The sequence below is a fragment of the Nostoc sp. genome (assembly GCF_036917315.1).
In the GTDB taxonomy this organism is placed as follows: Bacteria; Cyanobacteriota; Cyanobacteriia; order Cyanobacteriales; family Nostocaceae; genus Nostoc.
The window spans coordinates 266,485-292,510 of record NZ_JBALDR010000048.1; the positions used below are offsets into that span (position 1 = coordinate 266,485).

A 26,026-nucleotide genomic window follows, 5' to 3' on the forward strand; every position below is an offset into this window, starting at 1 on the left:
GCAGCACAATGAACGGCATGTTGAATATTAAGGAATGAAACCATGACTAGTAAAAGAATTGCCCAAACTAATCAGCAGCAAAAAAGTGAGAAACCCCAAGAGAGTGGTATTTTACAGCGTGCCGCTGTTCGTTCGGTTTCGGACGCAGAGGTGCAATCAACAGATGATAAAGAAGCGCAACCATTGGGTAATTCGGCTTTATCTAAAGACTTTAGCCAAGTGCCTATTAGCACAACTCAACCACAGCAGATTATGGCGAAGCTGATAGGTAGTTCAGTCGTGCAGCAGAAGAACACACAAGCATCAGAGTATTTAGGAGAAGGACAGGCAAACCAGCGACAGGAGATGTTAGATGCACTAGGTGAAGGCATCTATTCGTCCAGAGTGCATCAGGAAAACAAAACCGGATTGCCAGATAACCTGAAAGCCAGTATTGAAAATCTCTCCGGCATGTCTCTGGATGATGTGAAAGTCCACTACAATTCCTCCAAACCCTCCCAGTTGCAGGCGTTGGCGTATACGCAGGGCACGGATATATATGTGGAACCTGCTCAGGAAAAGCACCTAGCACATGAAGCGTGGCATGTAGTGCAGCAGAAACAGGGACGTGTCAAGCCAACGTTGCAAGCCAAGGGGGAGGTGATTAATGAAGAAGAGGGGTTGGAGAGGGAAGCAGATGTAATGGGGGCGAAAGCAGGCTCTATTTCATTGAGCTATCAAAGAAAGGGAAAGCTCGAAACAAACAAGTCAAGAATAGAGGATTTTCTACAGAAAAAAAAGAGAGGTAGCGGACTACCACTCGCGGACATTATCCGCAAACCAAAGGGGCACGCATTTGGGACAAAATACAATGATGTCAGGCTGCATACAGGTGCTCAATCTGATCAGTTGAATCAATTGATTCAGACAAAGGCTTTCACTACGGGACATGATATCTTCTTTTGGCAGGGAGAGTATGACTCTGGAATTCGTTGTTCTTCTAATTATAAAAAACAAACACCAGCTATATCCCCAATACAAAGGATTCTGAAGTACGGACCTTACACGCTCAGAAATGAGGAGGACGTAAAAAAACGTATTAAGGAAAATGACTTACTTTCATCGAAAGTGAAACCGCAAAACAAAGATCAAGTAAAAAAGGAGAGAATGGATGCTCTTATTGACTTAGTTAAAGATGAAAAGATAGAAGTGACAGCTAATAACAAACAGACTTTAATAGAAGAAGTCACGAAACATCAAACTTTCTTGCAGAACCAGAGAGCTGGCTTAACGGCAGGCTCCTCTACAAGTAGCACCTCAGCCGAGGAACAATTTACTGATGTCATTGAATCTTATGTCAAAGAATTGCAAGATACCCAACGAGTATTTCCTAGTAAAGAAATCATAAATGTAGCTAAAAAAGCACAGAAAGATTCAGGCTTCATGAATGAATTGACTTTAGCCTTAACAATTGTGAAAGAAGAAAAAGAAGCTAAGGTGCAATTAGGAAAAGTTAGACAAAATGACCTTCCATCGTATCTTGGATATGAGCTTTCTGAAAGTCTAGTTCAAGGTGGTGTTGGGGCAGATATAACAATATGGAGGAAGAAAGAATCTGGAAAGAAAACAACATTTATTCAGGCAAAAACAGCTAATAAAAATACGGTAAAAAGCAATGTTGAATCAGCAGCCAATCAGCTAGCAAGTTTGACAGCTTCTGGCGATCCACAGGGAAAATTAGACCAAAGAGAGTTTACACTAACAGGTTCCTCATATGAAGGAGTGATCTTCGTAACTATTCTGGATGAATCTGTAGATATAGATACATTGAAAAAGATCGCCATTTCGGCTATAGAGAAGCAATCTTTATATGTTCACCGAGTGATATATGAGTTCCCAATAAGCAAGACTTACTATTCAATGGAAAAAGAAAGTAATAAATTGGAATTTCATCAACATAATCCTTTAACCCAGCATACCCCAGAAATTGTAAATAGCACGGAAAACAAAGAACTAGCATCATCAAGCAGATAAAAAAAGAGGAGACAAAGGGGAATGACAGGTAAGTAAGATTATTAGCAAGTGTAGATATATGAAAGTTGATGGACGTGCGATCGCGCCATTATTTGCTGATTCAACCTGACCTCAAAGCGATCGCCTATGTATGAAGGTTGAGGAGTGTGCGATCACTCCCATAGCAAACTCGACTTAATCTTCTATTTTCTCACCAAAAACCTGATGTTAGACTTTATTCTCATTACTGGCGATCAAGCTATATTCAACCCCATCTTTGGCAAAGCAATAGTTGTAGTGCGTCCTTTCATCTTAAAAGGTACTGGCATACCAACAGTTAACAAAAAAAATATTTGCGTTGTTGGTGACGAGAAAAAAGTTATTGTACCTGGTTGTTCTTACATAAGTCCGCCAAATATCACCCCTGGTACAGGAACACTTTCCATTCAATCCTTAGCCATCAATCAAAAAGCTAGAAAAGTTAAATCTACCCGAAAAGCAGTATTACTCAAAGGTACTACCTTCATAGCGAGATTTCAAGTTATCGTGCCAGCTCAAATACCGCCAACACCAGTAACACCAGCAATACCAGACCCCATTCCTTTGTATACTGGTACGGGATACTTTACTACTACAAATATGACAACAAAAGGTACTTGATAAAAATTTGTAGAGACACAATTTTTTGTACTCTTATTGACTATGCGATCGCTAATTTAAAAATTTGCCTTGAGCTACGCGTTCTCAATAATTAGTACCAAAAACCACAAATGATTTAGGAATAATTTTATGTCCCACTTTCCTGGTGCGCCACGCTTATTAAAAGGAACGATCGCCATCCTTGATGCTGTTAGCTTTTTGCCCAAAGGATTGATTATACTGCAATACAATCCCGAAACACTCAGACGCACTTTACAGGTAAGAGGTGCGGGTTCTGAAGGAAGCGATCGCCTAGAAGCTTTGCGTCTAGTTGCACCACCGCTAGAGACTATTCAACTAGAGGCAGAAATTGATGCTACAGATCAACTGGAGTTTCCTACAAAAAATCCAGATACAGTGTTATTTGGCATATATCCTCAATTAGCAGCCCTAGAAACCCTGATCTATCCTACAAGTAGCCAAATTAAGACAAACAATCAGCTTGCCAGCACGGGTGTTTTAGAAATCTTACCAAATGAGGCGGATTTAAGTGTATTTATATGGAGCTTCAATCGTGTAATGCCAGTACGTCTCTCTGAGTTCAGCATTACCGAAGAAGCATTCGATTCTAAACTAAATCCCATTCGTGCCAAAGTCAGTTTAGGTATGCAAGTATTAAGCACAAATGATTTGAGATTTGACCATAAAGGCAGCAGCTTGTTCAGAGTCTATCACAAGCAAAAAGAGCTTCTAGCTAAGGTAAACACGGCTGCGACTGTTATCAAGACAGTTGCTTCTTTCTTATAAACTTGGCTATCTTTAATCATGAATTATTTCATCTGTAAGTTTCTCAAAAATATCTCGATAAATATAGGTTTTTAGTTGTAAAATAAAAAAGTAAAATGTTTACTGAAAGCAGTCGTTACTACGATATAGAAATTGCCAAATGGCAAACAACATCAAATCAAACTATCAGTTACCTCAGACGCAGATTTTTACCGTCATCACAAAGGTTTGAAATTCTTCAAGAACATCAAGTCAGCGAAGGCGATCGCCTAGATAATATCACTGCAAATTATCTTCATGACCCCGAAGTTTTTTGGCATTTATGCGATGCTAACAACGTTATGCACCCTGATGAATTGACTGCCCAAATTGGTCGGCGACTGCGTATTCCTCTGATTTAAAAAGGTTAACTTATGCCTGACTCAGATATTCGTCTAAAACTCATGATTGGTAGCACCATACCAACACCTGCGCCTTATGAAGTAATAGACGCGCTAATAGACTTAGAAGTGACTCAACAAGACCGCGATCGTAGTGGTTTTCAAATGACCTTTAGTCTTAGTAAAGAATTAAAAAGCTTTTCAGATTATTGGTTACTTCAAAAAGATATTTTGAATCCTCCCAATCGAGTTGTTATTCAGATAGTAGTTAATGTAAAAGTCGGTGTAAGCCGTAGTCTTCAAAGCCCTATATTAATTGACGGCATTATTACCGATCATCAAATTGCCCCAAGTAATCAACCAGGGGAATCAAGGCTAATAGTTACTGGTGAAGATATTAGTCTTATGCTCGATCTGGAAGATAAAAATGAAACTTACCTAAACTTATCTGATTCTCAAATTGTCAAGCAAATTTTACAAAAATATAAAGTTAGATATGGGCTGACATTAGATGTACAAGATACTACTAGAGATTTTTCACCCAAAAAAGAAGAACAAATTACCACTCAGCAAAGTACAGACTTACAGTTTATTCAGAAACTAGCTCTACGTAATAGTTTTATTTTTGAAATCAAGCCCGATAAAACTCCTGGTAAAAACATTGCTTACTGGGGTGAGGAAAAAAAGAAAGTTACTCCTTATCAACCAGCATTGTCAATGAATATGGGGGCATTTACCAATGTAGATTCATCTATAAGTTTCAATTTTAATGCTCTAGAATCTATTAAACCTCAAGCATCAATTAGCGATGAAAAAACTGGAACATCAATTTCGATTCAGGTTCCTAAATCGCCCGGTCAAGCTTTAGCTAACAAGCCTGCTAAATCATTACGAACAGAAGTGCTACGTAGCACCAATAAACTCGAAAAAATCCTAGCTCAAAAGGAAACCGAATTATTGGCTAGCCGTTCGCAGGAAAATGCCGTAACTGCTAGTGGGGAAGTAGATACTGTTCGCTATGGTTATGTCTTAGAAGTGCGTCAATTGGTGGGAGTGCGGGGTGTGGGAAAAACTTACGGCGGTTATTACTACGTCAAACAAGTAACGCATCGCATCAAGCGTGGCGAATATAAACAAAGTTTTACTTTGAAACGTGAGGGACAAGGTGCAACAATTCAGATGTTAAAAGTATGAACGAATCAAAACTTGATACTTATGGAAGTATAAATCAACAAAGACCTTCTTTTTACGGCAAATACCGAGGCGTAGTATCTGACAATAGCGACCCGTGGAAGATTGGTCGCGTGCAAGCAAAAGTGCAAGAAATTTTTGGCAACGATCCTAGCGGTTGGGCATTACCTTGCGTTCCCTATGCTGGGCAAGGAGTTGGGTTATTCCTCATTCCACCCAAAGGTGCTTTAGTGTGGATTGAGTTTGAAAACGGAGATCCAGACTACCCAATTTGGAGTGGCTGCTTTTGGGCAGATGAAAAGGTTCCAAACATAGTACCCGCTAATCCTTATGACCCAGAAACCAAGGTACTTAAAACCGATATTGGCAGGATTGAAATCAATGATAAACAAGGTAAGCAAAGCATAATTATTGAAGCCAAAATCGGGAAACAAACTATGACAATAGTGATGAATAGTTCGGGAATTGAAATCAACAATGGAAACAATGCCACTGTGAATCTAAATGGTAATAAGGTATCGATTAACAACTTTGATTTGGAAGTAACTTAATGCCAGAATATCTCGTAAATCTTTCCAGGCAAAGAAATGTCATCAACATCGATTTTCCCTTTCATTTCGATAGAAACTATCGCACCGCCAGCACCAGCGATGAAAATCAACACATCCGCGACTTAATTGAACAACTACTGTTTACTACTCCCGGCGAACGAGTCAACCGCCCAGATTTCGGCAGTGGTGTATTGTCTTTAATTTTTGCACCCAATAGCCCGGAACTAGCAAAAGCTATGGAAATTACTATTCAAGCATCTATTGAGCAATGGTTAGGCGATTTAATCGATCTGCAAACTTTGGAAGTAACAAACGTTGATTCCAGTCTTTACATAGTGGTGGAGTATTTGGTGCAAAGTTCTGGGGAGACACAAACAGCTACTTTTAGGACGACAGTGCCATGAATAGCCATACCTTAACTTACCAAAACGAACAGCGCCGCCAAGAAATCCGTAGGCAAAGAAAAAACGGGCTAGATTATGTAGAAGTTAGCGATGATTTGCGATCGCGTAGCGGCTCCGAAGGAGCATCGCTATATGTCTACTTTTTAGGTTCGGTACCAGAAAACCTGAAAAAAGAGAATCTCTTGATTGAAGGCGGCCAGCGCATCCGCCATCTTCATGTGACTAATTTACAGGTAGAAAGTCCTCAAAATTGTGAGAGTTACTTAACAGTTAATCTTGACCAAACTGGCGATTTCTCTGTGTATACTTTGCGCTTGGTGTCATTAGATGAACAGGGCAAACCCACAGATCAACCATATCCCAATTTTGACCCGCGCTACTCCCAAGTAGAATTTAAATTCCGAGATGGGATCTGTAACACTGACATGGATTGCTTGCAACAGCAAACTTGTCCGCCAACACAATTAGTTGAACCAGCTATCAACTATTTGGCTAAAGATTATGCTAGTTTTCGCCAGTTGATTTTAGACCGCCTCTCCCTAGTAATGCCGGATTGGGAAGAACGTCATGTTCCCGATTTAGGAATTACTTTAGTGGAAATCCTCGCTTATGTTGGCGATTATCTCAGCTACTATCAGGACGCTGTAGCCACAGAAGCTTATCTAGAAACTGCCCGCCAACGGATTTCTGTTCGCCGTCATGCCCGTCTGATCGATTATCCCATGCATGAGGGTTGTAATGCACGTACTTGGTTGTGGCTGGAGACAAGTATTGATATTTCCCTGGAAACAAAAAATTTCTACTTTATTACTAATCATAAAAACGCGCCTCCCTTTGGCACTATCTTAGAAGATATTCGCCACCTAGATGATGTTCCTCCTAACAGTTATGAAGTTTTTGAACCGCTAACGCCCTTACCGATTCATCTCTACAACGCTCATAACAAAATTCTATTTTATACTTGGGGCGATGGTTCATGCTGTCTTTCTCATGGTTCCACAAGCGCTACATTAGTAGATGAATTTATACATCCCACACAGCCAGAGAGGGCAAATTCCTCTTCCCAACTTGAGCATCAGCGAAAATTGCATCTGAAAATTGGTGACATCCTAATTTTTGAAGAAATTAGAAGTCCGAAAACAGGTATCCCAGAAGATGCAGACATGAAGCATCGCCATACTGTACGCTTGACAAATGTCAAGGCAAGTGTAGACGAACTTTACAATCAGCCAATTGTAGAAATCGAATGGGCAGAAGAAGACGCATTACCTTTTCCCCTTTGTATTTCGGCAATAGTCCCACCAGATTGTCAGCTAGTTGATATTAGTGTTGCCAGAGGCAATGTGATTCTAGTCGATCATGGACGCACTATTGAACGGGAAGATTTAGGAACTGTACCGGGAAAAGAGATAATTCACGAGTGCGAAGAAGAAGGCGAACCTAGAGAAATTTTAGTAGTTGGCGATCGCTTCCGTCCTACCTTGCAAAAAACGCCTTTAATTTTCAGTCAACCTCTGTCTAGAAAAAACCTCACCCAAGATGCTAAAAGTCTCTTAATTCAAGACCCCCAGCAAGCATTACCCCAAATCCAACTTAGGAGTACTGGAAATCACTCTACTTGGACTCCCCAATACGATCTCATAGACAGCAACAACGAAGATCAACATTTTGTTGTGGAAATGGACAACGATGGACAAGCTCACTTGCGTTTTGGAGACGGTGAATTAGGAATAAAACCAGCACCCAATACTCACTTCCAAGCAACTTACCGGGTAGGTAATGGACTTGCAGGTAATATTAGTGCTGAAGCGATTTCTTATATTGTTTTTCACAATGAACCAATTAGTGGTTCGACATTGCAGCCACACCAGCCCTTAAGCGCTCAAGGTGGGACAGCACCCGAACCTCTATCTCAGGTGAAATTATATGCACCGCACCTATCTCACAAAAAATTAGAGCGTGCCATTACTGCTGATGACTACGCACAATTAGTAATGCAACATTTCCCAACAAAAGTTCAACAAGCAACAGCCATTTTACGCTGGACGGGCAGTGGGTATGAAGTCTGGGTGACAGTAGATCCCTTCAACAAAGAAACGGTAGATCGCAAATTACTGCAAAATATTACCACAGACTTAGAAAAATATCGTCGCATTGGTCATGATGTCATCGTTCAACGAGCAGCATACGTGTGTTTAGATATAGCGATGAGAGTTGATGTTAAATTTGACTATTTGCGCGGTCATGTCAAAGCTGCTTTACTGGATATTTTCAGTAACCGGATTTTAGCTGATGGTCGGCGTGGTTTTTTCCATCCCGATAACTCGACTTTTGGGCAAGGAATTGCATTAAGTCAGATTGTAGCTCAAGCTTATAGTGTTTCAGGCGTTGAAAGCGTCTCTATAACTAAGCTAGAACGTCTTTTTGCAGGTGACAATCACGAGATTGAAGCAGGTTTTTTACCCATTGGTTCTTTGGAAATTGCCCGACTCGACAACAACCCCAACTTTCCCGAAAACGGTAAATTTACACTCGATTTGCGAGGTGGCAGATGAAATTAAGTTGTAGCTGTAACTGTCATAACTATAAACCAAGCGATCGCTCTAGTTGTGGTTGCTGTGAAGGTGTCCAAATTATCACTCCCACATCAGTAGCAAATCAACCTGGTTTTTCTACCCTAGCTTATCGAGTTGGAACCCATGCAAGCTTTTTCGAGACAATGAAAGCGCGTCTGGGTGAGAGCAAGTTTCCCTCACTCAAACATCTAAAAACCCGCGATTCTCAAGACCCGTCTCTAGCTCTATTAGATGCTTGGGCTACTGTCGCAGACGTTCTAACATTTTATCAGGAACGCATAGCCAATGAAGGTTACTTACGTACTGCGATTGAGCGACGTTCCTTAGTAGAATTAGCTCGATTGGTAGACTATGCACATAGTCCCGGTGTTAGCGCCAGCGTTTATTTAGCTTTTACCCTAGAAGATGGTTACAATTTGGAAATTCCTGTTGGTTTGAGTAGCCAGAGTATACCTGATTCTGACGAATCGCCGGAATTTTTTGAAACATCCGAAAAACTGCGAGCTTATGCCCAGTTGAATCAACTCAAGCCCCGGATGAGTCAACCACAACAAGTTAATTCAACAACCGTTACCGAAATTGATAAGATTTATTTAGATGGTATAAATGCGAATCTCAAACCTAACGATCCACTTTTACTGATCTTTGGTGATGCTAAACAATTCATTCGCAAAATTCAAATTATTGAGCCTCAAACAGAGGAAAACCGGACAAAACTTACATTACAATTACCACCAAAAGTTACACAGAAATTAACTAATGAAAATTCAGTAAATACAATAGAAGAAAGAATAAAACAATTAATCAAACTGCCATCCTTACAACCTGCCAATGCTCTAGAACTTGAGCGGACAAAACAACAGATTTTCTCTCCCGAAAATATTGATATGAATTTTCGGTTAATTAATAATACTTTAAATCCCGCTTCAAACACAGCAATATATCAAATTTTAACTAACAATCAAGTTAATTCTGCTAATCAGTTAAACCGAATTGAGTTTTTAGGAATCAAAGCTGCACCTTTCGGACATGACGTAGCTTTGAAGCCGATTTTTGACCAGCAAGGGCGAATTGAAAAATATGAGGAATGGCAAATTGCAGATGTAAATGAGTCAACATCAAGCTCCTCTAGCACACTACCATCAGAATTACGAAATATCTTAGCCTTAGATGCTCAATATGATGGAATTACACCTGGAAGTTCCCTAGCGATTGAACGTGTAGATGTTAATGAAATTGAGATTTATCAAGTAATAAAAATTGAAAATATCTCTAAAATTGCCTATAACATAGTAGGAAGAATTACCCAACTCACTTTAGATAAGCCTTGGTTAAAAGAACAGGATATATCTTTAGATGTCATGCGTAAAACTACAGTGTATCTCAAGAGTGAAGATTTGAATTTGGTGGAAAAACCAGTTGACCTGAAAGATGCACCAAGCGCTCAAAATTATATATCTGACCAGATGGAAATTGAACTAGACAATCTCTACGAAAATCTCCAACCTGGACGTTGGTTAATTATCTCCGGTGAACGCAGTGATATATCTGATGTCAACGGTGTCTGGGCTAGCGAAGTTGTTATGTTAGCTGGGGTGAGACAAGATATATGTGCGAATTTATCCAATGACAAACCCCATACATTCCTGAAATTTGCTAGACCTTTAGCTTATTCTTACAAACGAGAGACTGTTACTATCTATGGCAACGTAGTCAAAGCCACTCATGGCGAGACTCATACTGAAATACTGGGCAGTGGTGATGGTACTAAAGCAAATCAACAATTTACTCTATCACTACCGCCCCTTAGCTATCTACCAGCACCTATCCCTAGTGGTGTTGCTAGCACTTTAGAAGTATATGTTAATGATGTCCGTTGGCAAGAAGTAGAAAATTTGATTGAGTTAAGTCCAACAGACCGCGCTTATGTCACCCAAACTGATAGCGATGGCAATACAACTATTATCTTTGGCAATGGTGAACATGGAGCTAGGTTGCCTAGTGGGATTGAAAATGTCAAAGCAGTCTACCGCGCTGGCACTGGCAAAAGTGGTAATGTTGCAGCAGAAAAAATTACGCAACTGGCAATGCAACCTCTAGGTTTGAGTGGCGTACTCAACCCCATAGCAGCAACAGGAGGCGCAGACCCAGAAAGCGATTATGAAATACGCCGCAATGCACCCGTTGGCATAACATCTCTCAACCGTGCAGTTTCCGTGCAGGACTATGCCAATTTTGCGCGTACTTTTACTGGAATTGGCAAATCAAATGCTCAACGTCTTTCAAATGGTTCGGATCAAATTCTGCATATTACCATCGCTGGGGCTGATGATATTTATATTGATAGAAACTCAGATTTATATCGCAGTTTTGTGCAAGCATTATACCAGTTTGGCGACCCCTATCAGTCACTACAAATAGATATGCGGGAACTAATGCTGTTAATTATCAGCGCCAATGTGCGAATTTTAGCAAATTATCAATGGTCATTTGTAGCACAGGAAATTCGCACTGCTTTATTCGATAAATTTAGCTTTGAAAATCAGGAACTAGGAGAAAATGTTGTCCTCAGTGGAGTTATCAGCACGATTCAACAAGTACCTGGCGTAGACTACGTGGATGTAGATATTTTAGATAGCGTTTCCGAAACTGAAGCCCAAAGTCCAGGCATTTTAAATACTAAACTTCAAGAATTGGCAAAAGTAGGCAGCACTGGTGGAAATGGACAACCAAAACAATGGATTCCTGTAAACTTGGCTGTTTTTGATTCAACAATAAATCAACTTTTCCCGGCTCAATTAGCTATTCTCAACCCGAAAGTACCAGATACACTAATTCTGAAGGAGTTGAAATCATGAGCAATTCCCCAGACCGTCTTTATGAACTGTTGCCAGCCGTTTACCGCATACGTGATGCAGAACTTGGCTATCCCCTACGGGATTTATTACGTGTCATTGCTGAACAAGTAGATATTGTTGAAGCAGATATTACTCAACTCTATGAGAACTGGTTTATTGAAACTTGCCAAGATTGGGTAGTACCATACATTGGTGATTTAATTGGTTATCAAAGCGTTCATAGTTCTGGTACAAAACAGCAAGATAACAAGATTTTAAATCCTCGTCGGGAAGTAGCAAATACTATTCGCTATCGACGGCGCAAGGGAACGCTAGCTTTGTTGGAATTGCTGGCTGATAAAATAGCTGGCTGGCCGATACGAGTTGTAGAATTTGATCGGCTAGTTAGCAAAACACAGCATATCAATCACCTGCGTTCGTCAACCTCAACAACATTAAATCTGCGCCAGGTGGATGGAATCACAAAATTAAATAGCCCATTCGATGAATTAGCTCATACAGTAGATATCCACCATATTTCTTCACAAGAGCAACCTGGAAAGTATAATACTCCAAATATTGGTATTTTTGTTTGGCGATTAAAAGCTTATTCTATGACTGTCACACCAGCTTTCTGTTTGGAAGAAGTTAGCTCTAACTGCTACACATTTAGTATTACGGGTAACGACACTCCGCTTTACACTCGTCCCCAATTAGCAAAAGATGCAACCCAAATTGATTGCGAATTAAATTTACCTATTCCCATTCAACGGCAAGTTTTGCAATCTCACAAAAGCGATTATTTTGATTCAAACCCAAATCCAGAAGAATTTACCAAAAGTTTGCAAGTCTGGAAAGGTGTTGGCTCAAAACTGCATCTAATCTCTCCAGAGCAAATTATTATTGCCGATCTGGGCGATTGGAATTATCAACTAGAGCAAGACTATATAGCAGTTGATCCAGAATTAGGCCGAATGATTTTTCCGATCCGCCAGTTACCAAAAAATGGTGTTTGGGTTTCTTATCATTATGGTTTCAGTGCTGATATTGGTGGTGGCGAATATGACCGAACTTTGTTAGATTCTACAGCACATTTCTTACTTGATGTTGGTGATATTCAAGAGCCAGCAATTTTTAGCTTACAACAAGATGCTTCTGCATTATCCGATTTTTTGCGATCGCAATTTTCCAGTGATACCCAAAGGCTTTTGGATGCCTACACCAGTCCTCCTCCCGAACCAGCTTTAATTGCAGCTTTGCTTTCAGAGCTAAATCAACTACTTTTAGGTAAAAGCCTTTATGATGAACAACGTTTTGCATCTATCACCTTGAGTGCCAAAACTAAACGTTTGGTTCAGCAAAATCTCCAAGGTAAAGAACTGATTCGCTGTAATCGTTTGCTATTAGAAGAAGCTTTTCCATCTCAAATCAGAAAGCATTATGCTCATTACAGCGTCAGTCAAACTTCACGAGGGTATTATCAAACTATTACTGAAGCAATCTCACAGTGGCAACGAGACAAACCCCATAATGCTGTAATTGAAATTATTGATAGTGGCGTTTATGTAGAACGAATTAATATTGAACTGGAACAAAACCAAAGTCTGCAATTACGTGCAGCTAACCACAAGCGTCCGGTAATACGCATTCTAGATTGGAGAACTTCTTTGGGTGACGCTTTAAATGTCACAGTAGAGTCAGGAAGTTGCTTTGTTCTGGATGGTTTATTGATTACTGGTCGGGGAGTGCATATAGAAGGTAATCCGACTCAATTTGCAGATTATTCTACCTCTATTGTACAAAAACCATCTGCGATTATTATCCGCCATTCTACATTAGTGCCGGGCTGGTCATTACATTGTGACTGCGAACCCCGACGTTCTAGCGAGCCAAGTTTGGAGTTATTTAATATCAATGCGTGCGTAACGATCGCACACAGTATTATTGGCTCCATTCAGGTTAACCAAGATGAGCTAGAGACTGACCCTTTACCTATAAATATTAGTGATAGCATTATAGATGCTATCAATATAGAAGGTGAAGCGATCGGTGCAGTAGGTTATTCTATAGCCCATGTGCGTTTGACTATTGCACGTTGCACAGTCATTGGCCAGATGCAAATACATGCAATTGATTTGGCAGAAAACAGTATTTTTAACGGCATTATATTCGTTGCTCGTCGTCAACAAGGTTGTATCCGTTTCTGCTACGTGATGCCCAACTCACGCACACCACGTCGGTATAATTGTCAACCTGATTTAGTGGAGCAAAAGATTAGACAAGAAACTGAACTAGAGACAGAACAGTTAGATACAAACCTGCTTGTCATCAGACATCACTTACGACCTCAATTCAACAGTATACGTTATGGCACACCTACTTATTGTCAGTTAGCGTCAACCTGTGCTGAAGAAATCAAACGTGGCGCTGATGATGAATCAGAAATGGGTGCTTTTCACAATCTATATCAGCCTCAAAAAGAGGCTAACCTACGCATCCGTTTAGATGAATATACACCCGCTAATACTGAAATTGGCATTATTTACGCTAGCTAAAGAGGATTTTATGCAAGGAGAATTTAGAGGCGATTTTACTCGTGATACCTACGACAAAAGCAAGCACTTCCTTCGAGTATTGATGCAACAAGGTAGAGTGCAATTAGATGCAGACTTCAACGAACAGACATCAATTTTACTAAATCGCCTGCAAACTTTGGCCAAAGATATATTTGGACTACAAGGTGGACCAGAGCAGAATTGTGGTTTTGAATTTATCGCCACTGAGGAGCAAATTAATAATATTGATAACCTGAATGATGAAGAAAAACATGAATTAAAAAAACGGCTCCAATGCCAAAGCTATTTAATTAGCAAAGGCAATTATTATGTAGATGGTATACTTTGTGAAAATGAGGAATTTGTATCTTATCTTCAGCAGCCAGATTTTACGCCGGAAGTTATAGATCCTTGTAAAGTTCAATTAAATGGAGCAACATATCTTGCTTATCTTGATGTTTGGGAACGACATATAACTCCGATTGAAGATCGTGACGACTTCAAAATTAATATTCGTGAAGTTGCTTTAGGGGGAGCAGATACAGCAATTCGCTCTAAGTTAGTTTGGCAAGTCAAGCTCAAACAATTAAAAGATAATCAAGATATTGAAACGGTTGCCAAGCAAGTTAGTAAGGATCGTGATTATTTTCAGAGTGTGCTAGGTCAAGAATTATTGAAGCCTGGAAAAGGCGAAATTATTGCCAGAATTACAAAGCCTAGTTCTACAGGAATAAACGATCCATGTGTTATTCCGTTTAATTCCAAATTTCGTGGTGCTGAAAACCATCTTTATCGGGCGGAAATTTTTAGAGTTTCTACTGTTAAAAACACTAATCAACTATCATTTGTTTGGTCACGCGAAAATAGCTCAATTGTTTTTCCTATTGTGACATCTACTGAGAAAAATTCCTCAGTACTTGTATTCAAGCTAGAACATTTAGGAAAAGACAAAAATTCTAGTTTATCAGCAGGTGATTGGGTTGAAATCATCAATGATGATTATATACTTGGAGATAGCGATCGCCAATTACTAAAAGTTGAGCAAGTGGATCGCATTGAGAATCAAGTAATTCTCTCAGGAGATAGCAAGAGCAACACATTGCTTCCAGAAAAGCACCCTCTATTACGCCGTTGGGACTCTAAAGAAGTCGAAGTAAATTTATCTGAAGGGAGTAATAAATGGTTTCCCCTTGAAGATGGAATTGAGATTCAATTTCAAGCAGATACTCAGAATAACTTTTATCAAGTAGGTGATTATTGGTTAATTCCTGTCCGAACAGCTACTGGCAATGTAGAATGGCCCAAACAAAAAAACAAAGAAGGAAAATTAGAGCCTCAACCTCAACCACCGCATGGTATAGCTCATTATTATGCACCTCTAGCGGTAATTTTAGGTAATCCTGATAAAGTAATAGTTCATGATTGCCGAAGAAAGATTAGTAGTAAAGATTCTACGACAGTACCTGTTAGTATAAAAGCTAATTCTACAGCGCCAGTTGATACTAAGGAAAATCCTACACAAACAATTAAAGAATTCAACTGCATAATCAATGCTAGCTGGCATCACGACCAAGTTTTTGAAGCTAGCCTTGGAAAAGAAGAGGAAAATTCTAGCAATATACCAGACGATCAATTATTTAATTTAAAATCCCAGCCTTTGAAAGATTTATTTACTAAACTAGGTCTAGTAATTCAGTTTCAAAAACCAGTCCGCATTGATAGTTTACACAAGAGTAGTGTTTCTGTTTTAGCTCATACGGATAATGTATTTAGAGGGGAAGTATTTTATATATTGCCAATGAAGGTTGAACCAGTTCAAGTTAAAAAATCTGAACCAAAGTCTATCCGTTGGGCAATTGGCACTGATGTGTTAGATCGTAATGTCAATCTAATTACAGAAGTTGAATCTTTAAAAAATGGAAATAATGGTTATGCTCAAGCTGTTCGATTAATTACACCTGATGATTGGTCACAAAAAACTGTTTTTAATCAGAGTAATATCTACCAGTTTACTGTCCTATTACATGGTGATTGGATTATGAATGAAGAACCATTGTTTGATTTTGAAAATTTGAATTTGCAAGGAGATTTAAACAAAGGTAGTATTTCTGATGATTTGCGTCAGCAGTTTCAATCAAAGGGAATTTCACTTTCTCCAAATATTAGTTTGGTAACGGAAAAGGAAAATTTAAAATGGCGCTTAGTCGATGGGGGTCAAGTTTACATCCTTAAGACAGATAGCAATAAATTAACAGTTAGTAATATTCAGGCGTTGGATGCCAACAATATCTGGCCTGGTGTTCCTGAACGGTTTAGCGGAAATGGCTCTGAAGGAGGTGACTGGGTAAGTATTATTCATATTAAAACTTGACAATGGAACAGGATATGCAGGCATAGTGTTTAGAAATTCTGACAACAATGATTGTTTCGTCAGTTAAAAATCCTCGGCAATCTCCAACAAAAAGCCGCGCCCCGTGTTCTGTACTTGCACCAGTTCTTTATCCAGCAGTGTTTGAATGACTGAATCGGAGAATTGGAATTGCAAACGGTGCAGAGGAACACAACCACCACAAAGCCGAATCGAACGCAGCAAATGATTTGCTCTACGGTCAAAGCTGTTGTCAACCGTCTTATACATTTGTGAAACCTCCAGTTACTATGGCTAACTGTTGCTTGAGAATATTTATTTGTTGTTGATAAAGCTCAATCTCTGCTGTGATTTATGAGAATAATTCCTGTGGAGAGAGCGGCTGAATTTGATTCTCTTGCAAGTACGATAAGCTGCGTAACAGCTTAATCGGCGATCGCACTAATCCAAGAATCCTTGCAGCGTTTGTCGCTTACTTCGACTGTGCAGGCGATTTCGCTGTAGATTTGCTTGAGTCTGGCAATGGATTTCAGTTGCAGCTGTTGATGGCTGTAGATTTGGTATGTCATGATTGATTAAGTTCCTGTTGGGACAGAAAGCGATCGCTTGCACTTGGACGTATGGTTGCGAAATTCTTCGACAAGAGCAAACAATAGTCTTATGATTATGTAATCAGCTTGATGATTGGCAAATCGAAGCGGGGTCTAAAACCCTGGGGGTTCTGCCAAAATCGCCAGAACCTAGACAAATAAATAATAATTACAGCGTTTCAAGAATTGGGAAAGTTGCAAATTACTTGCAATAATAGCGGTTGAAAATGAACCTTTTTTTCGATCCGCCAAAAACCTTCCCAGGAACCATACTCCATAAGAGTTTCGGATGGAGCGGTTTCCGATAACCAAATCCCCTCACGGAGACTGAAACATGCTTATGGTAAATGCTAGTAATGGTTTCGTTTGGGGTTTCCGATAACCAAATCCCCTCACGGGGACTGAAACATAATCTTAAGAGCGATCGCTAAGGTAGCTCTTTTTTTCGTTTCCGATAACCAAATCCCCTCACGGGGACTGAAACAATTTGAAAATGTCGCAATTCTTGAAAGCGATCGCATAGTTTCCGATAACCAAATCCCCTCACGGGGACTGAAACATTGCCTGCGATCGCTCGATATGTACAAATCTATTAAAGTTTGGCAGATAAAACCGTAAGGCTGAGGCTGATGCTAAAGTCAAAAAGCTGGGTTTTTGGAATCAATTTCAACCAGTAATGTCTTAAGATTTCGGACGCAGCAAAAAACTAACTCAAGGAACAACCACGCGGACAGCAGGTGCAATAATGCAATAGGGCTTACCCAGATATTTGCATTCTACCAAATTTGGTTGATTTGAATTGTCCTGATATTCCTTACCGCAGATTTAGAGTTAATCCACCAGAACCGCACGGATTTGATAGGGATGGTGTGGGTTGCGAACGGTAATTATTATATTAGAGGTTAAAATGCTGATAGCAAAGCCAAATTTGCATTACTCAAACTCATATTTATCTTAATTTTTCAATGGCTGTAACCAATAAATTCAAGTATGCTGAATTTATCAGGCTACTAGCGCAGACTCCACAGGAGATAGCTTTGTTCAATATCAACTTTTCTTTTTGTATCTGGTTAAAACAACGTTATACAGTCATTGGAGTTTTATTGCTTGCTATGTCTATTACAGCTTGCAATAACTCTGCCACATCACAACTAGCATCTGCCAATCGCCCAACGTCGGCAAATATTTCGGACAGGTCTAATCCATCTTCTCTACCTGCCTCTGGCACACAAAATCCTGTAAATAACCAGTCCCCAGAACAACAAGCAGTCCAACTCATTCATGATTATTACGATGCCATCGCTCGCCAAGACTATAAACAAGCTTACTTGGCTTGGGATGGAGATGGTACTGCCAGTAAGCAATCATTTGAGGAATTTCAGCAGGGTTTTGCTAACACCGTATCCATTGTTGAAGAAGTCGGAAAACCGGGTTCTTTAGAAGGGGCAGCAGGCTCGCTATATATTGAAATTCCCGTTACTGTTACGAGTGTTACTAGCAATGGAACTCCACAGCGTTTTCGTGGTAGCTATAAGCTGCGACGAGTCAATAAAGTTCCTGGCTCAACTCCAAAGCAACGTAGATGGCATATCTACTCGGCCAATATTTCTCTTGAGCAGTAATTGGTTCTAGAAAAATCCTGAATCATCCTGAATGCTCTGTTACTTCCTTTTAAACTCGCCTCCTCAATCAATTCTCTCTCTTTATTGCCAAAAGTTCTGCTGATGTGGGCTATTGGAGTGATGAGTGGTATGTTGTTTATTCAAATTAATCAGGATAATATACCTCGATTAAGAACAGGAAACTTAAAATGAGAATTTTTGTTCCAGGCCGTCTTTGTTTGTTCGGAGAACACACTGACTGGGCAGGAGAATATCGCAGTGTTAATCCTCTGCTAGCAAAGGGCTATACCTTAATTGTTGGTACTAATCAAGGAATTTATGCCTCGGTCAAACCTAATTCTACTGAATTAATTATTCGTACTTCTCTCAATGATGGCAAGAGTTATGAACCGTTGAGATTACCTATGGAATCTAATACCCTGAAATGCATAGCGGCAAAGGGTGGTTTTTTTAGTTATGCTGCTGGTACAGCTTATCAATTTCTGACTCACTATGGTGTCGGTGGGCTTGAGGTTAATAATTATCTAACCGACTTACCCATCCAAAAGGGATTATCTTCGAGTGCTGCCTTTTGCGTTCTCATTGCTCGGTCTTTTAATCGTCTCTATGACTTGAAGATGACAATTCGTTCAGAAATGGAGTTTGCCTATCTGGGAGAAAGAACCACTCCTAGCCTTTGTGGTCGTATGGATCAGGCTTGTGCTTATGGAAATCGCCCAATATTGATGATATTTGATGGCGAAAAAATCGACCTACTCGAATTGAAAGTGAGTGAGGATTTGTTTTTTGTGATTGTCGATCTCGGCGGGAGCAAAAACACACAAGAAATACTAATACGATTGAATCAGTGTTATCCTTTGGCTACTAATTCAATAGAGCAAAATGTCCAAAAATATTTTGGTTCTATTAGCTCTGAAATTACCCAGGCAGCAGTTGAAGCAATACAACTTGGAGATGCCCAACTTCTTGGAGCTTTAATGACAAAAACACAAGCGGAATTTGACCGATATGTAGTTCCGGCTTGTCCCGATCAATTAACTGCAAAAAAGCTGCATCTGCTTCTCCATCACGAGCCACTTAAGCCTTATATCTTTGGAGGAAAAGGCGTAGGTTCTCAGGGGGATGGCACTGCACAACTGATAGTTAAAAATCAAGAGAGTCAAAAAAAAGCTATCGAAATTATTAAGCGTGATTTTCCTCAAATGCAAGCGTTACAGTTAACTATCTCAAGCTAGCAACTTCGACGATTGACTTAGCTGAGGACAAAAACCAGTATGGGGATGTTTGTTAAAATACCGCCAATCCGCTAAATTAAACGAGACATACAGCTTATGATTACTCAAATGATCTAACTCTAAGTCTATGTCGGCGTAATAGGAAACCTACTCCAATTGAGCCGATACTAAAGATCGCCGCGTTATTCCTCGGTTCTGGAACTGTTTGAAATGTTTGAAACGAACCTGAGATTAGAGGTAGACCTCTTACAGGAGAAGTTATATCTGGGTTGAGTGTAAGATTCTCTGACAAGATCAGTGTGCCAATTGCACCGTCGAATGTACCTAAGCCGCCAGTAATACTTATAGTATTAGAAACCGTGCCCACAAAATTTTGAAAGTCAAGGGTAGCAGTACCCCTGGTGGTTCCAAATAGCTTATCTTCTCCTTGACCAAAAATTGTAATATTACCAAGCGGTAAGTCGTCTAACCCAAACGTTGCTGGATCTGGCTCAATTGTAATCACACCTGTATTATTGTCGAGATTGCCATAACTGATATTTACAAGTCTAGTTAGACCGTATGGCGGATTAGCACTTTCACCTATATTGGTTATTTTTAAAATGTTTCCTGCAATCGGTTCAAGAGTAGTTTCTGAATTGTAGATAGCTGAAAATGGATATTGTATCTGCGCCATTACTTTTTTTGTACCTAGTCCAAAACTCAAAAGCGCGGCAGCTACCGGAGTGAACCATACAGCCCGTAATCTAAGCATAATTAATTTGATTTTGATATTAGGTAGTGTTTACCTTCACTAAAGACAAACTACCGTAAATTTATCAAAAAATAAACTATCTAATTAACTGTTATTTAGTGGATTTTATCAAAGTTGCAAAAGGTATAGTTTTGTACTTGAGTATGCCCAAAATGCCATCTAACTACACTATTAGTCTGCCCCGCCAAAATTGATTGCTGGGTTCGGACTGGGTAAGGAGGTAAAATGTAGCGTAATATTTCTCCTATGATGGATAAATAATGCCAAGTATTTGACTACAATTTACTCACTGGTGGCTACTTATCAGCTAATCATACGAAAAAAGTTGAACATTGTTACAATCTCTACATTTACGCGCCCGTAGCTTTTCGCCTTCCCCCCACGCAGCCCCATCAGCACGGAAATACACCCACTGACTTACTGATTCTCCAACGGTACGACCCCAAACAAAATTTTGTGAACCGCAGATAGGGCATGGTGTCTCTTGTGGAGTAACGTTATCGTGATTCGGTTGGTTATTCATGAGTTTCTACTGATAAATTCTAAGTACTCTCTTCAAAGGATATTGCGCCAGAGTGCGATCGCTTGTTTATTGACTTACCGATGCTCCCCAACGGGCTGATAATTTTATTTAAAGTGGTCAGTTTCACCACTGCGTATTAAAAACAACTAAGTACTAAAAGAAGAATCAACTCTAAGCTGTACCTGTTCAGTATTGCTGTTATCTCTCTATCGGCTAATACCCTAATTTCTCAATCAAAGCTACACTACCATCGGAAAATGTCAAGATTTTGGGATAGCAGCAGATGATTGATCTCTACACCTTCACCACGCCCAATGGACGCAAAGCTTCCGTCATGCTGGAAGAAGTCGAATTGCCCTACAATGTCCACAAAATTGACATTACTACTCAACAGCAATTTACACCTGAATACATCGCCATCAATCCCAATAGTAAAATTCCGGCCATTGTTGACCAAGAAACTGGGATTAAAGTCTTTGAATCGGGTGCAATTCTAATTTACCTAGCCGAAAAAACAGGTAAACTCTTACCCACTGAACAAAAAAGCCGTTTTCAAGTCCTAGAGTGGCTGATGTTCCAAATGGGAGGAGTCGGGCCAATGTTTGGGCAACTTAACCACTTTAAACGCTTTGCACCCGAAAAATTTCCCTATGCCATCGAGCGTTATGAAAAGGAAACTTTACGTATTTATGGTGTCTTAGATAAACAACTGCAAGACAATGAATTTATTTGTGGTGACTATTCTATTGCTGATATTGCTACTTATCCGTGGGTAGCAATTTATGAATTTCAGGGTTTAACACTCGACAACCACCCAAATCTCAAACGCTGGGTAGACATGGTGCAGCAACGTCCAGCTGTGCAACGCGGAATGCAAGTTCCTTAAATGCAGGAGGAAGGATGAGTCAACAATGGGGATGATCCAAACTCCATCCCAGCAACAGTAAAATCATTCGCTCGGAAGTAACCGCAAAGCAATCCCAAGTATTACTGGATTACGCACGGCATCCGTGGCTTTGACCAGATACACTAGGGACTAATAAGAGATGCTTGCTGGCGATGGAGTACTATAAACATTTAGTCTCAATGCCTCTCTAAATTGGACTGGTTCCATATTCCAGTTTGGATGCCTTTGCTATGTTCCGAGCCTGTTCAAAAGCCAACTGATTTGGACACTCCACACTAGAGTCACGCGTTCTGGCCAAACCATTCTTGAGCAGTTCTTCCTGAAAACTAATCTCAGCCTCACCCTGTCCATGAGCCATAACTTCTGCAACGGTGCGCCCATCGTTGTCTTTTTCCACTGGAACGATCATCAGTTGGTTATCAGCAGCAACGACTAGCTTGAGCAATTTCTGTTTTGCCTCATTAGCCAATGGTTGTTCTGGAGATTTACCCTGTTTTACTTCTGGGGCATCAATTCCACAAAGCTCGACTGACATTTGGCTTCCATCGGTTTGACGAACTGTGATGCTGTCCCCATCTGCTACTTGGATAGCTATCCATTTTTCAGTAAGCGCAATCGATGGCTGGTTAGTTCTTTGGAAAATCAAGATAGCGGCGATCGCCGCTCCGGCGATCGCAGTTAAAATTATGCTAGTTCTCGACGATGGCTTCATATTACTAGGTCTGTTATTGCAATACAAGAAACCACAATTCTTTTCCGCATTAAACATTTACTACACCTCGTACCCAAAAGCCTTACAAATAATAGACTTGCTCTTATCAAGCGTGTCATTTAGATATGAACTTTAATGCTTAACTGACAAAATTAGCTGTGTTTCCCTGGACTAATCTATACTCTGATTAACCTATCATTGAAATCCTTATGAGCTGCGAACATTTAGATAATCTGACTACGGAAACTCTGATTTCTAAAGCAAACTACCCAGTCTTTCGTTGTGAAGAGTGTATCCTAATAAACAGTCGCTGGGTGCATCTCCGTATTTGTCAAAGTTGCGGAAAAATGTTGTGCTGTGATTCTTCTGTTCATCAACATGCCCGACGGCATTACGAGGAAACTGGACATTCAGTAATTAGCTCGGCTGAGTTAGGAGAACAGTGGTTATGGTGTTTTTTGGATGAGCAGGCAAAAAACTATTAAAGTGAGGTAAACGCGCTTCACCGCCCTAAGAGCGCGATTGCTATCTTCCCAACGCCTCAGCCAATTGCCCTTTCAGGGAGACAGCTTTAACTTGTCGCCCAAAACCAGTGTCATCTGAAATTTTATGCGAAGAATTATTATTGGGGTTATGGGTAGGGGAGAAAATGCGACAGCAAATGATTTACAAAATGCTTATCTACTAGGTCAACTTATTGCCAAACAAGGATGGGTTTTACTCACTGGTGGTAGAAATATAGGGGTAATGGATGCAGTAAGTAAAGGTGCAAAATCTGCTGATGGTTTAACTATTGGTATCCTTCCAGGTGAAAATCAGGATGGTATATCCTCTTGGGTGGATATTGCTATTTTCACCGATATGGGCAATTCTAGAAACAATATTAATGTTCTTACCAGTGATGTGGTAATCGCTTGTGGTATGGGTGCAGGAACCGCTTCAGAAGTTGCTTTAGCTTTGAAAGCAAATAAGCAAGTAATTTTGTTGAATAACGATCGAGAAAGTAAACGTTTCTTTAAAAAACTGTCGCCAGAAAATGTTTATATTGTGGAGAGTGTGGAGCAGGCGATCGCTACTGCCAAAAGAATTTTATACTAACCCTCTTCTATCACTCTTACGAGAGAATAATCTAGAATCCCTATGACATAAGGCTTTTAACAAAAAAGCTTTATTTGGGTCATTCTATTAGAAAATAAACGCTCAAATGCTCGTTATACATACAGTTGAAAATTCGGCTCTGATTTTTATTTTCTCAGAGTGACAAAACAGGGTTATGCTGTACGTAAACGTTGAATGTCCTGAATTGGCGGCGCACCAAACATTCGAGAATATTCACGGCTGAACTGTGAGGGACTTTCATATCCTACTTGGTGAGCAGCAGCAATTGCATCAAAATCTTCAGTTAGCATTAGGCGACGTGCTTCCAATAGTCTTAGCTGCTTTTGATATTGCAGCGGACTCATCGAGGTCACTTGCTTAAAATGCTGGTGAAACGACGAAGCAGACATCTTGACCCGGTTTGCTAAATCCTCGATCCGCAGCGATTGGTTAAACTCAGCCTCGATCAGTTGGATGGCTGAGGCAATGCGATGCATACTGCTGCCGGATGTGGCAATTTGGCGCACGGCTTTACTTTGTTCGCCGACAAGCAGACGGTAATAGAGTTCACGCAGCATCATTGGTGCTAGTATCGGGATGTGTTGCGGTGTTTCTAAGAGCTTGACTAGGCGAAGGACACACTCGATCAACGTAGCATCGGCGTTGCTAACCCATAGACCTCGGACAGAGTTCTCTTGCTTGGCTGAACTAAAACCCATCTGGGCAACCAAATCACACAGTTGCACTAAGTCTAAGCTCAACTTCAGCATTAAACAGGGCTTGTCAGGTGTTGCCTCAACTACACATCCACTGATCGGTAGAGCAACCGAAAGGACTTGATATTGCCCTGCGTGGTATGGATATGTTTCCTCACCCAGCAACATTTCTTTCTTGCCTTGAACGATGAGGGTGAAGCGGGGTTCATCAACACTGTAGGTTGTCGAAGACATCGCATCGGAGCGCCCAAAGCTCAATTGATCGATCGCAGTTGAATGCAAACCATTACCCTCGGTGTGCCTGATTACCAAGGTCGCGAGTTCTTGGTACTGATTCGCAATCACGTCAGAATTAGAGATTTTAATCATGCTATGGACTCGATCGCTCAATGCCTTACTCTTGACAATTATAGAACCACTTAAAACGATTGCTTTGGAGAATTAGGCAATCATCAGCGAGGTTTGTGTATTTCAAGAAAAGCTTTTCAAACTTATGCTGAACTCGTAGCGATCAAAGAAGCGTTCGATTCGGAGAACCTAAGAAATGCAAACCACTTCCCAACCGATGAAAGCAATGGCTGTTGACGAGTTTGGCGGATCTGATAAGCTGACTTTGCACACCTTACCCGTACCTACGGTAGATGCGGGCGAAGTTTTGATTCGCGTTGAGGTCGCCGGATTGGGTGTCTGGGACGTGATGGAGCGTGAAGGTGAACTGGTGTATAACGAAGTTCACTTTCCGCGTGTGTTGGGCGGCGAATGTGCAGGCACGATCGCTGCTGTCGGCGATGGGGTCGAGCGTTTCGCCGTTGGCGATCGCGTTTATGCCCAAAGTTTTATGAACGACAAGGGTGGTAGCTATGCAGAATACGTCGTCGTATCTGAAAAAACGGTCGCGCCGATGCCCGATGGTCTTGATATGCTAATGGCAGGCGGATTGCCCATTGCTGGTTTGACGGCGTTAAGTAATTTGAAGGCGCTCTTGACGGGCAACGGAACCAAATTGATCCTGTGGGGCGCGAGCGGTGGCGTCGGTCACGTCGCGCTGCAACTCGCCAAGCGGATGGGCGCGAGCGTTTTTGCCATTGCATCGGGCGCAGACGGCGTGGAGTTGGTCAAGCAGTTGGGTGCTGATGAAGCGGTGGACGGACACGGCGACGACGTTGGGCAACGCGCCCGCGCGTTTGCGCCCGATGGCTTCGATGCCGCGTTGGTGCTAGTGGGCAGTGACAACGTTCAATCTACACTGAGTTTGGTGCGTCAGGGCGGAATCATTGCTTTTCCTAACGGCATAATGCCCGAACCCAAAGCGCCCGACGGTGTGGAACTCAAGAAGGCAAATGCTGACCCGATGTTGTTCGATCAACTCAACCGATTGATCGGCATCGACCAGTTTCAAGTTCACATCGCGCAGACGTTTCCCCTCGAAGCGGCGGCGCAGGCGCAATCAGCGATGAAACAGCATTATCTGGGCAAGATCGTGTTGCGTGTGAGCGACGAATAAGAGTGCGAGCATGACTGAACCAGCATCTTCGTGAGTGCTGAAAATGCAGCCTGAAATAATCCTCCTTTTGACATCGAATAGGCTTC

Annotated in this window: 23 protein-coding genes; 17 read left to right on the plus strand and 6 right to left on the minus strand. The window is 40.8% G+C overall.

The annotated features are described in order from the left end of the window. Window positions 1-42: 42 nt before the first annotated feature. From V7K84_RS22415 to V7K84_RS22465, 11 genes are all read left to right on the plus strand, one after another. The gene (locus tag V7K84_RS22415; protein WP_334841280.1) at window positions 43-2,013 is read left to right on the plus strand and encodes an eCIS core domain-containing protein; all 1,971 of its coding nucleotides are present in this window, start codon (window positions 43-45) and stop codon (window positions 2,011-2,013) included. Between the two features lie 204 nt (window positions 2,014-2,217). Continuing rightward, window positions 2,218-2,652 carry a hypothetical protein gene (locus V7K84_RS22420; RefSeq protein ID WP_334841282.1) on the plus strand — a complete coding sequence of 145 codons (435 nt, stop codon included), beginning with the start codon at window positions 2,218-2,220 and terminating at the stop codon, window positions 2,650-2,652. A 129-nt stretch (window positions 2,653-2,781) separates the two neighbouring features. Beyond that, window positions 2,782-3,438 (plus strand): hypothetical protein, encoded by a 657-nt coding sequence (locus V7K84_RS22425; protein ID WP_334841283.1) that lies wholly within the window; start codon window positions 2,782-2,784, stop codon window positions 3,436-3,438. Between the two features lie 95 nt (window positions 3,439-3,533). Continuing rightward, window positions 3,534-3,818, plus strand: coding sequence for a hypothetical protein (locus tag V7K84_RS22430; protein WP_099103146.1), 285 nt, complete (start codon window positions 3,534-3,536; stop codon window positions 3,816-3,818). Between the two features lie 12 nt (window positions 3,819-3,830). After that, entirely contained in the window at window positions 3,831-4,991 is a 1,161-nt protein-coding gene (locus V7K84_RS22435) for a phage late control D family protein (RefSeq protein ID WP_334841286.1), read from the plus strand. Beyond that, window positions 4,988-5,539, plus strand: a complete 552-nt coding sequence (locus V7K84_RS22440) for a phage baseplate assembly protein V (protein WP_334841287.1) — start codon at window positions 4,988-4,990, stop codon at window positions 5,537-5,539. The genes V7K84_RS22435 and V7K84_RS22440 overlap by 4 nt, the downstream gene beginning before the upstream one ends. Beyond that, window positions 5,539-5,943 carry a GPW/gp25 family protein gene (locus V7K84_RS22445; protein ID WP_334841288.1) on the plus strand — a complete coding sequence of 135 codons (405 nt, stop codon included), beginning with the start codon at window positions 5,539-5,541 and terminating at the stop codon, window positions 5,941-5,943. Before V7K84_RS22440 ends, V7K84_RS22445 begins: the two co-directional genes overlap by 1 nt. Beyond that, a complete protein-coding gene (locus V7K84_RS22450; protein ID WP_334841289.1) occupies window positions 5,940-8,498 on the plus strand; it encodes a putative baseplate assembly protein in 2,559 nt (852 codons plus the stop codon). Before V7K84_RS22445 ends, V7K84_RS22450 begins: the two co-directional genes overlap by 4 nt. Next, window positions 8,495-11,377, plus strand: coding sequence for a putative baseplate assembly protein (locus tag V7K84_RS22455; RefSeq protein ID WP_334841290.1), 2,883 nt, complete (start codon window positions 8,495-8,497; stop codon window positions 11,375-11,377). The genes V7K84_RS22450 and V7K84_RS22455 overlap by 4 nt, the downstream gene beginning before the upstream one ends. Then, window positions 11,374-13,911 (plus strand): hypothetical protein, encoded by a 2,538-nt coding sequence (locus V7K84_RS22460; protein WP_334841292.1) that lies wholly within the window; start codon window positions 11,374-11,376, stop codon window positions 13,909-13,911. The genes V7K84_RS22455 and V7K84_RS22460 overlap by 4 nt, the downstream gene beginning before the upstream one ends. A gap of 10 nt (window positions 13,912-13,921) precedes the next feature. Next, window positions 13,922-16,282 (plus strand): DUF6519 domain-containing protein, encoded by a 2,361-nt coding sequence (locus V7K84_RS22465; protein ID WP_334841293.1) that lies wholly within the window; start codon window positions 13,922-13,924, stop codon window positions 16,280-16,282. A gap of 63 nt (window positions 16,283-16,345) precedes the next feature. On the opposite strand, the gene V7K84_RS22470 is transcribed toward V7K84_RS22465, so the two are convergent. Together V7K84_RS22470 and V7K84_RS22475 are read right to left on the minus strand one after the other, a co-directional pair. Continuing rightward, complete coding sequence (locus V7K84_RS22470; RefSeq protein ID WP_334841294.1) at window positions 16,346-16,549, minus strand: hypothetical protein; 204 nt, start codon at window positions 16,547-16,549, stop codon at window positions 16,346-16,348. A gap of 155 nt (window positions 16,550-16,704) precedes the next feature. Next, a complete protein-coding gene (locus V7K84_RS22475; protein WP_334841295.1) occupies window positions 16,705-16,848 on the minus strand; it encodes a hypothetical protein in 144 nt (47 codons plus the stop codon). A 986-nt stretch (window positions 16,849-17,834) separates the two neighbouring features. Between V7K84_RS22475 and V7K84_RS22480 the strand changes: the two genes are divergently transcribed. Both V7K84_RS22480 and V7K84_RS22485 read left to right on the plus strand, forming a co-directional pair. Next, window positions 17,835-18,491, plus strand: a complete 657-nt coding sequence (locus V7K84_RS22480; RefSeq protein ID WP_334841297.1) for a hypothetical protein — start codon at window positions 17,835-17,837, stop codon at window positions 18,489-18,491. A 188-nt stretch (window positions 18,492-18,679) separates the two neighbouring features. Continuing rightward, the gene (locus V7K84_RS22485) at window positions 18,680-19,726 is read left to right on the plus strand and encodes a mevalonate kinase family protein (RefSeq protein ID WP_334841299.1); all 1,047 of its coding nucleotides are present in this window, start codon (window positions 18,680-18,682) and stop codon (window positions 19,724-19,726) included. A 100-nt stretch (window positions 19,727-19,826) separates the two neighbouring features. On the opposite strand, the gene V7K84_RS22490 is transcribed toward V7K84_RS22485, so the two are convergent. Together V7K84_RS22490 and V7K84_RS22495 are read right to left on the minus strand one after the other, a co-directional pair. Continuing rightward, window positions 19,827-20,480, minus strand: coding sequence for a hypothetical protein (locus V7K84_RS22490; protein WP_334841301.1), 654 nt, complete (start codon window positions 20,478-20,480; stop codon window positions 19,827-19,829). A gap of 307 nt (window positions 20,481-20,787) precedes the next feature. After that, window positions 20,788-21,003 (minus strand): hypothetical protein, encoded by a 216-nt coding sequence (locus V7K84_RS22495; RefSeq protein ID WP_334841302.1) that lies wholly within the window; start codon window positions 21,001-21,003, stop codon window positions 20,788-20,790. 283 nt (window positions 21,004-21,286) lie between these two features. On the opposite strand from V7K84_RS22495, the gene V7K84_RS22500 reads away from it, so the two are divergent. Continuing rightward, window positions 21,287-21,889, plus strand: coding sequence for a glutathione binding-like protein (locus V7K84_RS22500; protein ID WP_334841303.1), 603 nt, complete (start codon window positions 21,287-21,289; stop codon window positions 21,887-21,889). Between the two features lie 208 nt (window positions 21,890-22,097). On the opposite strand, the gene V7K84_RS22505 is transcribed toward V7K84_RS22500, so the two are convergent. Next, the gene (locus tag V7K84_RS22505) at window positions 22,098-22,622 is read right to left on the minus strand and encodes a thermonuclease family protein (RefSeq protein ID WP_334841304.1); all 525 of its coding nucleotides are present in this window, start codon (window positions 22,620-22,622) and stop codon (window positions 22,098-22,100) included. 209 nt (window positions 22,623-22,831) lie between these two features. On the opposite strand from V7K84_RS22505, the gene V7K84_RS22510 reads away from it, so the two are divergent. Together V7K84_RS22510 and V7K84_RS22515 are read left to right on the plus strand one after the other, a co-directional pair. Continuing rightward, entirely contained in the window at window positions 22,832-23,107 is a 276-nt protein-coding gene (locus V7K84_RS22510) for a UBP-type zinc finger domain-containing protein (RefSeq protein ID WP_084227073.1), read from the plus strand. Between the two features lie 124 nt (window positions 23,108-23,231). Continuing rightward, the gene (locus V7K84_RS22515) at window positions 23,232-23,720 is read left to right on the plus strand and encodes a TIGR00725 family protein (protein ID WP_334841305.1); all 489 of its coding nucleotides are present in this window, start codon (window positions 23,232-23,234) and stop codon (window positions 23,718-23,720) included. A 173-nt stretch (window positions 23,721-23,893) separates the two neighbouring features. On the opposite strand, the gene V7K84_RS22520 is transcribed toward V7K84_RS22515, so the two are convergent. Beyond that, window positions 23,894-24,805 carry an AraC family transcriptional regulator gene (locus V7K84_RS22520; RefSeq protein WP_334841307.1) on the minus strand — a complete coding sequence of 304 codons (912 nt, stop codon included), beginning with the start codon at window positions 24,803-24,805 and terminating at the stop codon, window positions 23,894-23,896. A gap of 175 nt (window positions 24,806-24,980) precedes the next feature. Here V7K84_RS22520 and V7K84_RS22525 point away from each other — a divergent pair, with 175 nt between their 5' ends. Next, window positions 24,981-25,940, plus strand: coding sequence for a quinone oxidoreductase family protein (locus tag V7K84_RS22525; protein ID WP_334841308.1), 960 nt, complete (start codon window positions 24,981-24,983; stop codon window positions 25,938-25,940). Window positions 25,941-26,026: the final 86 nt, after the last annotated feature.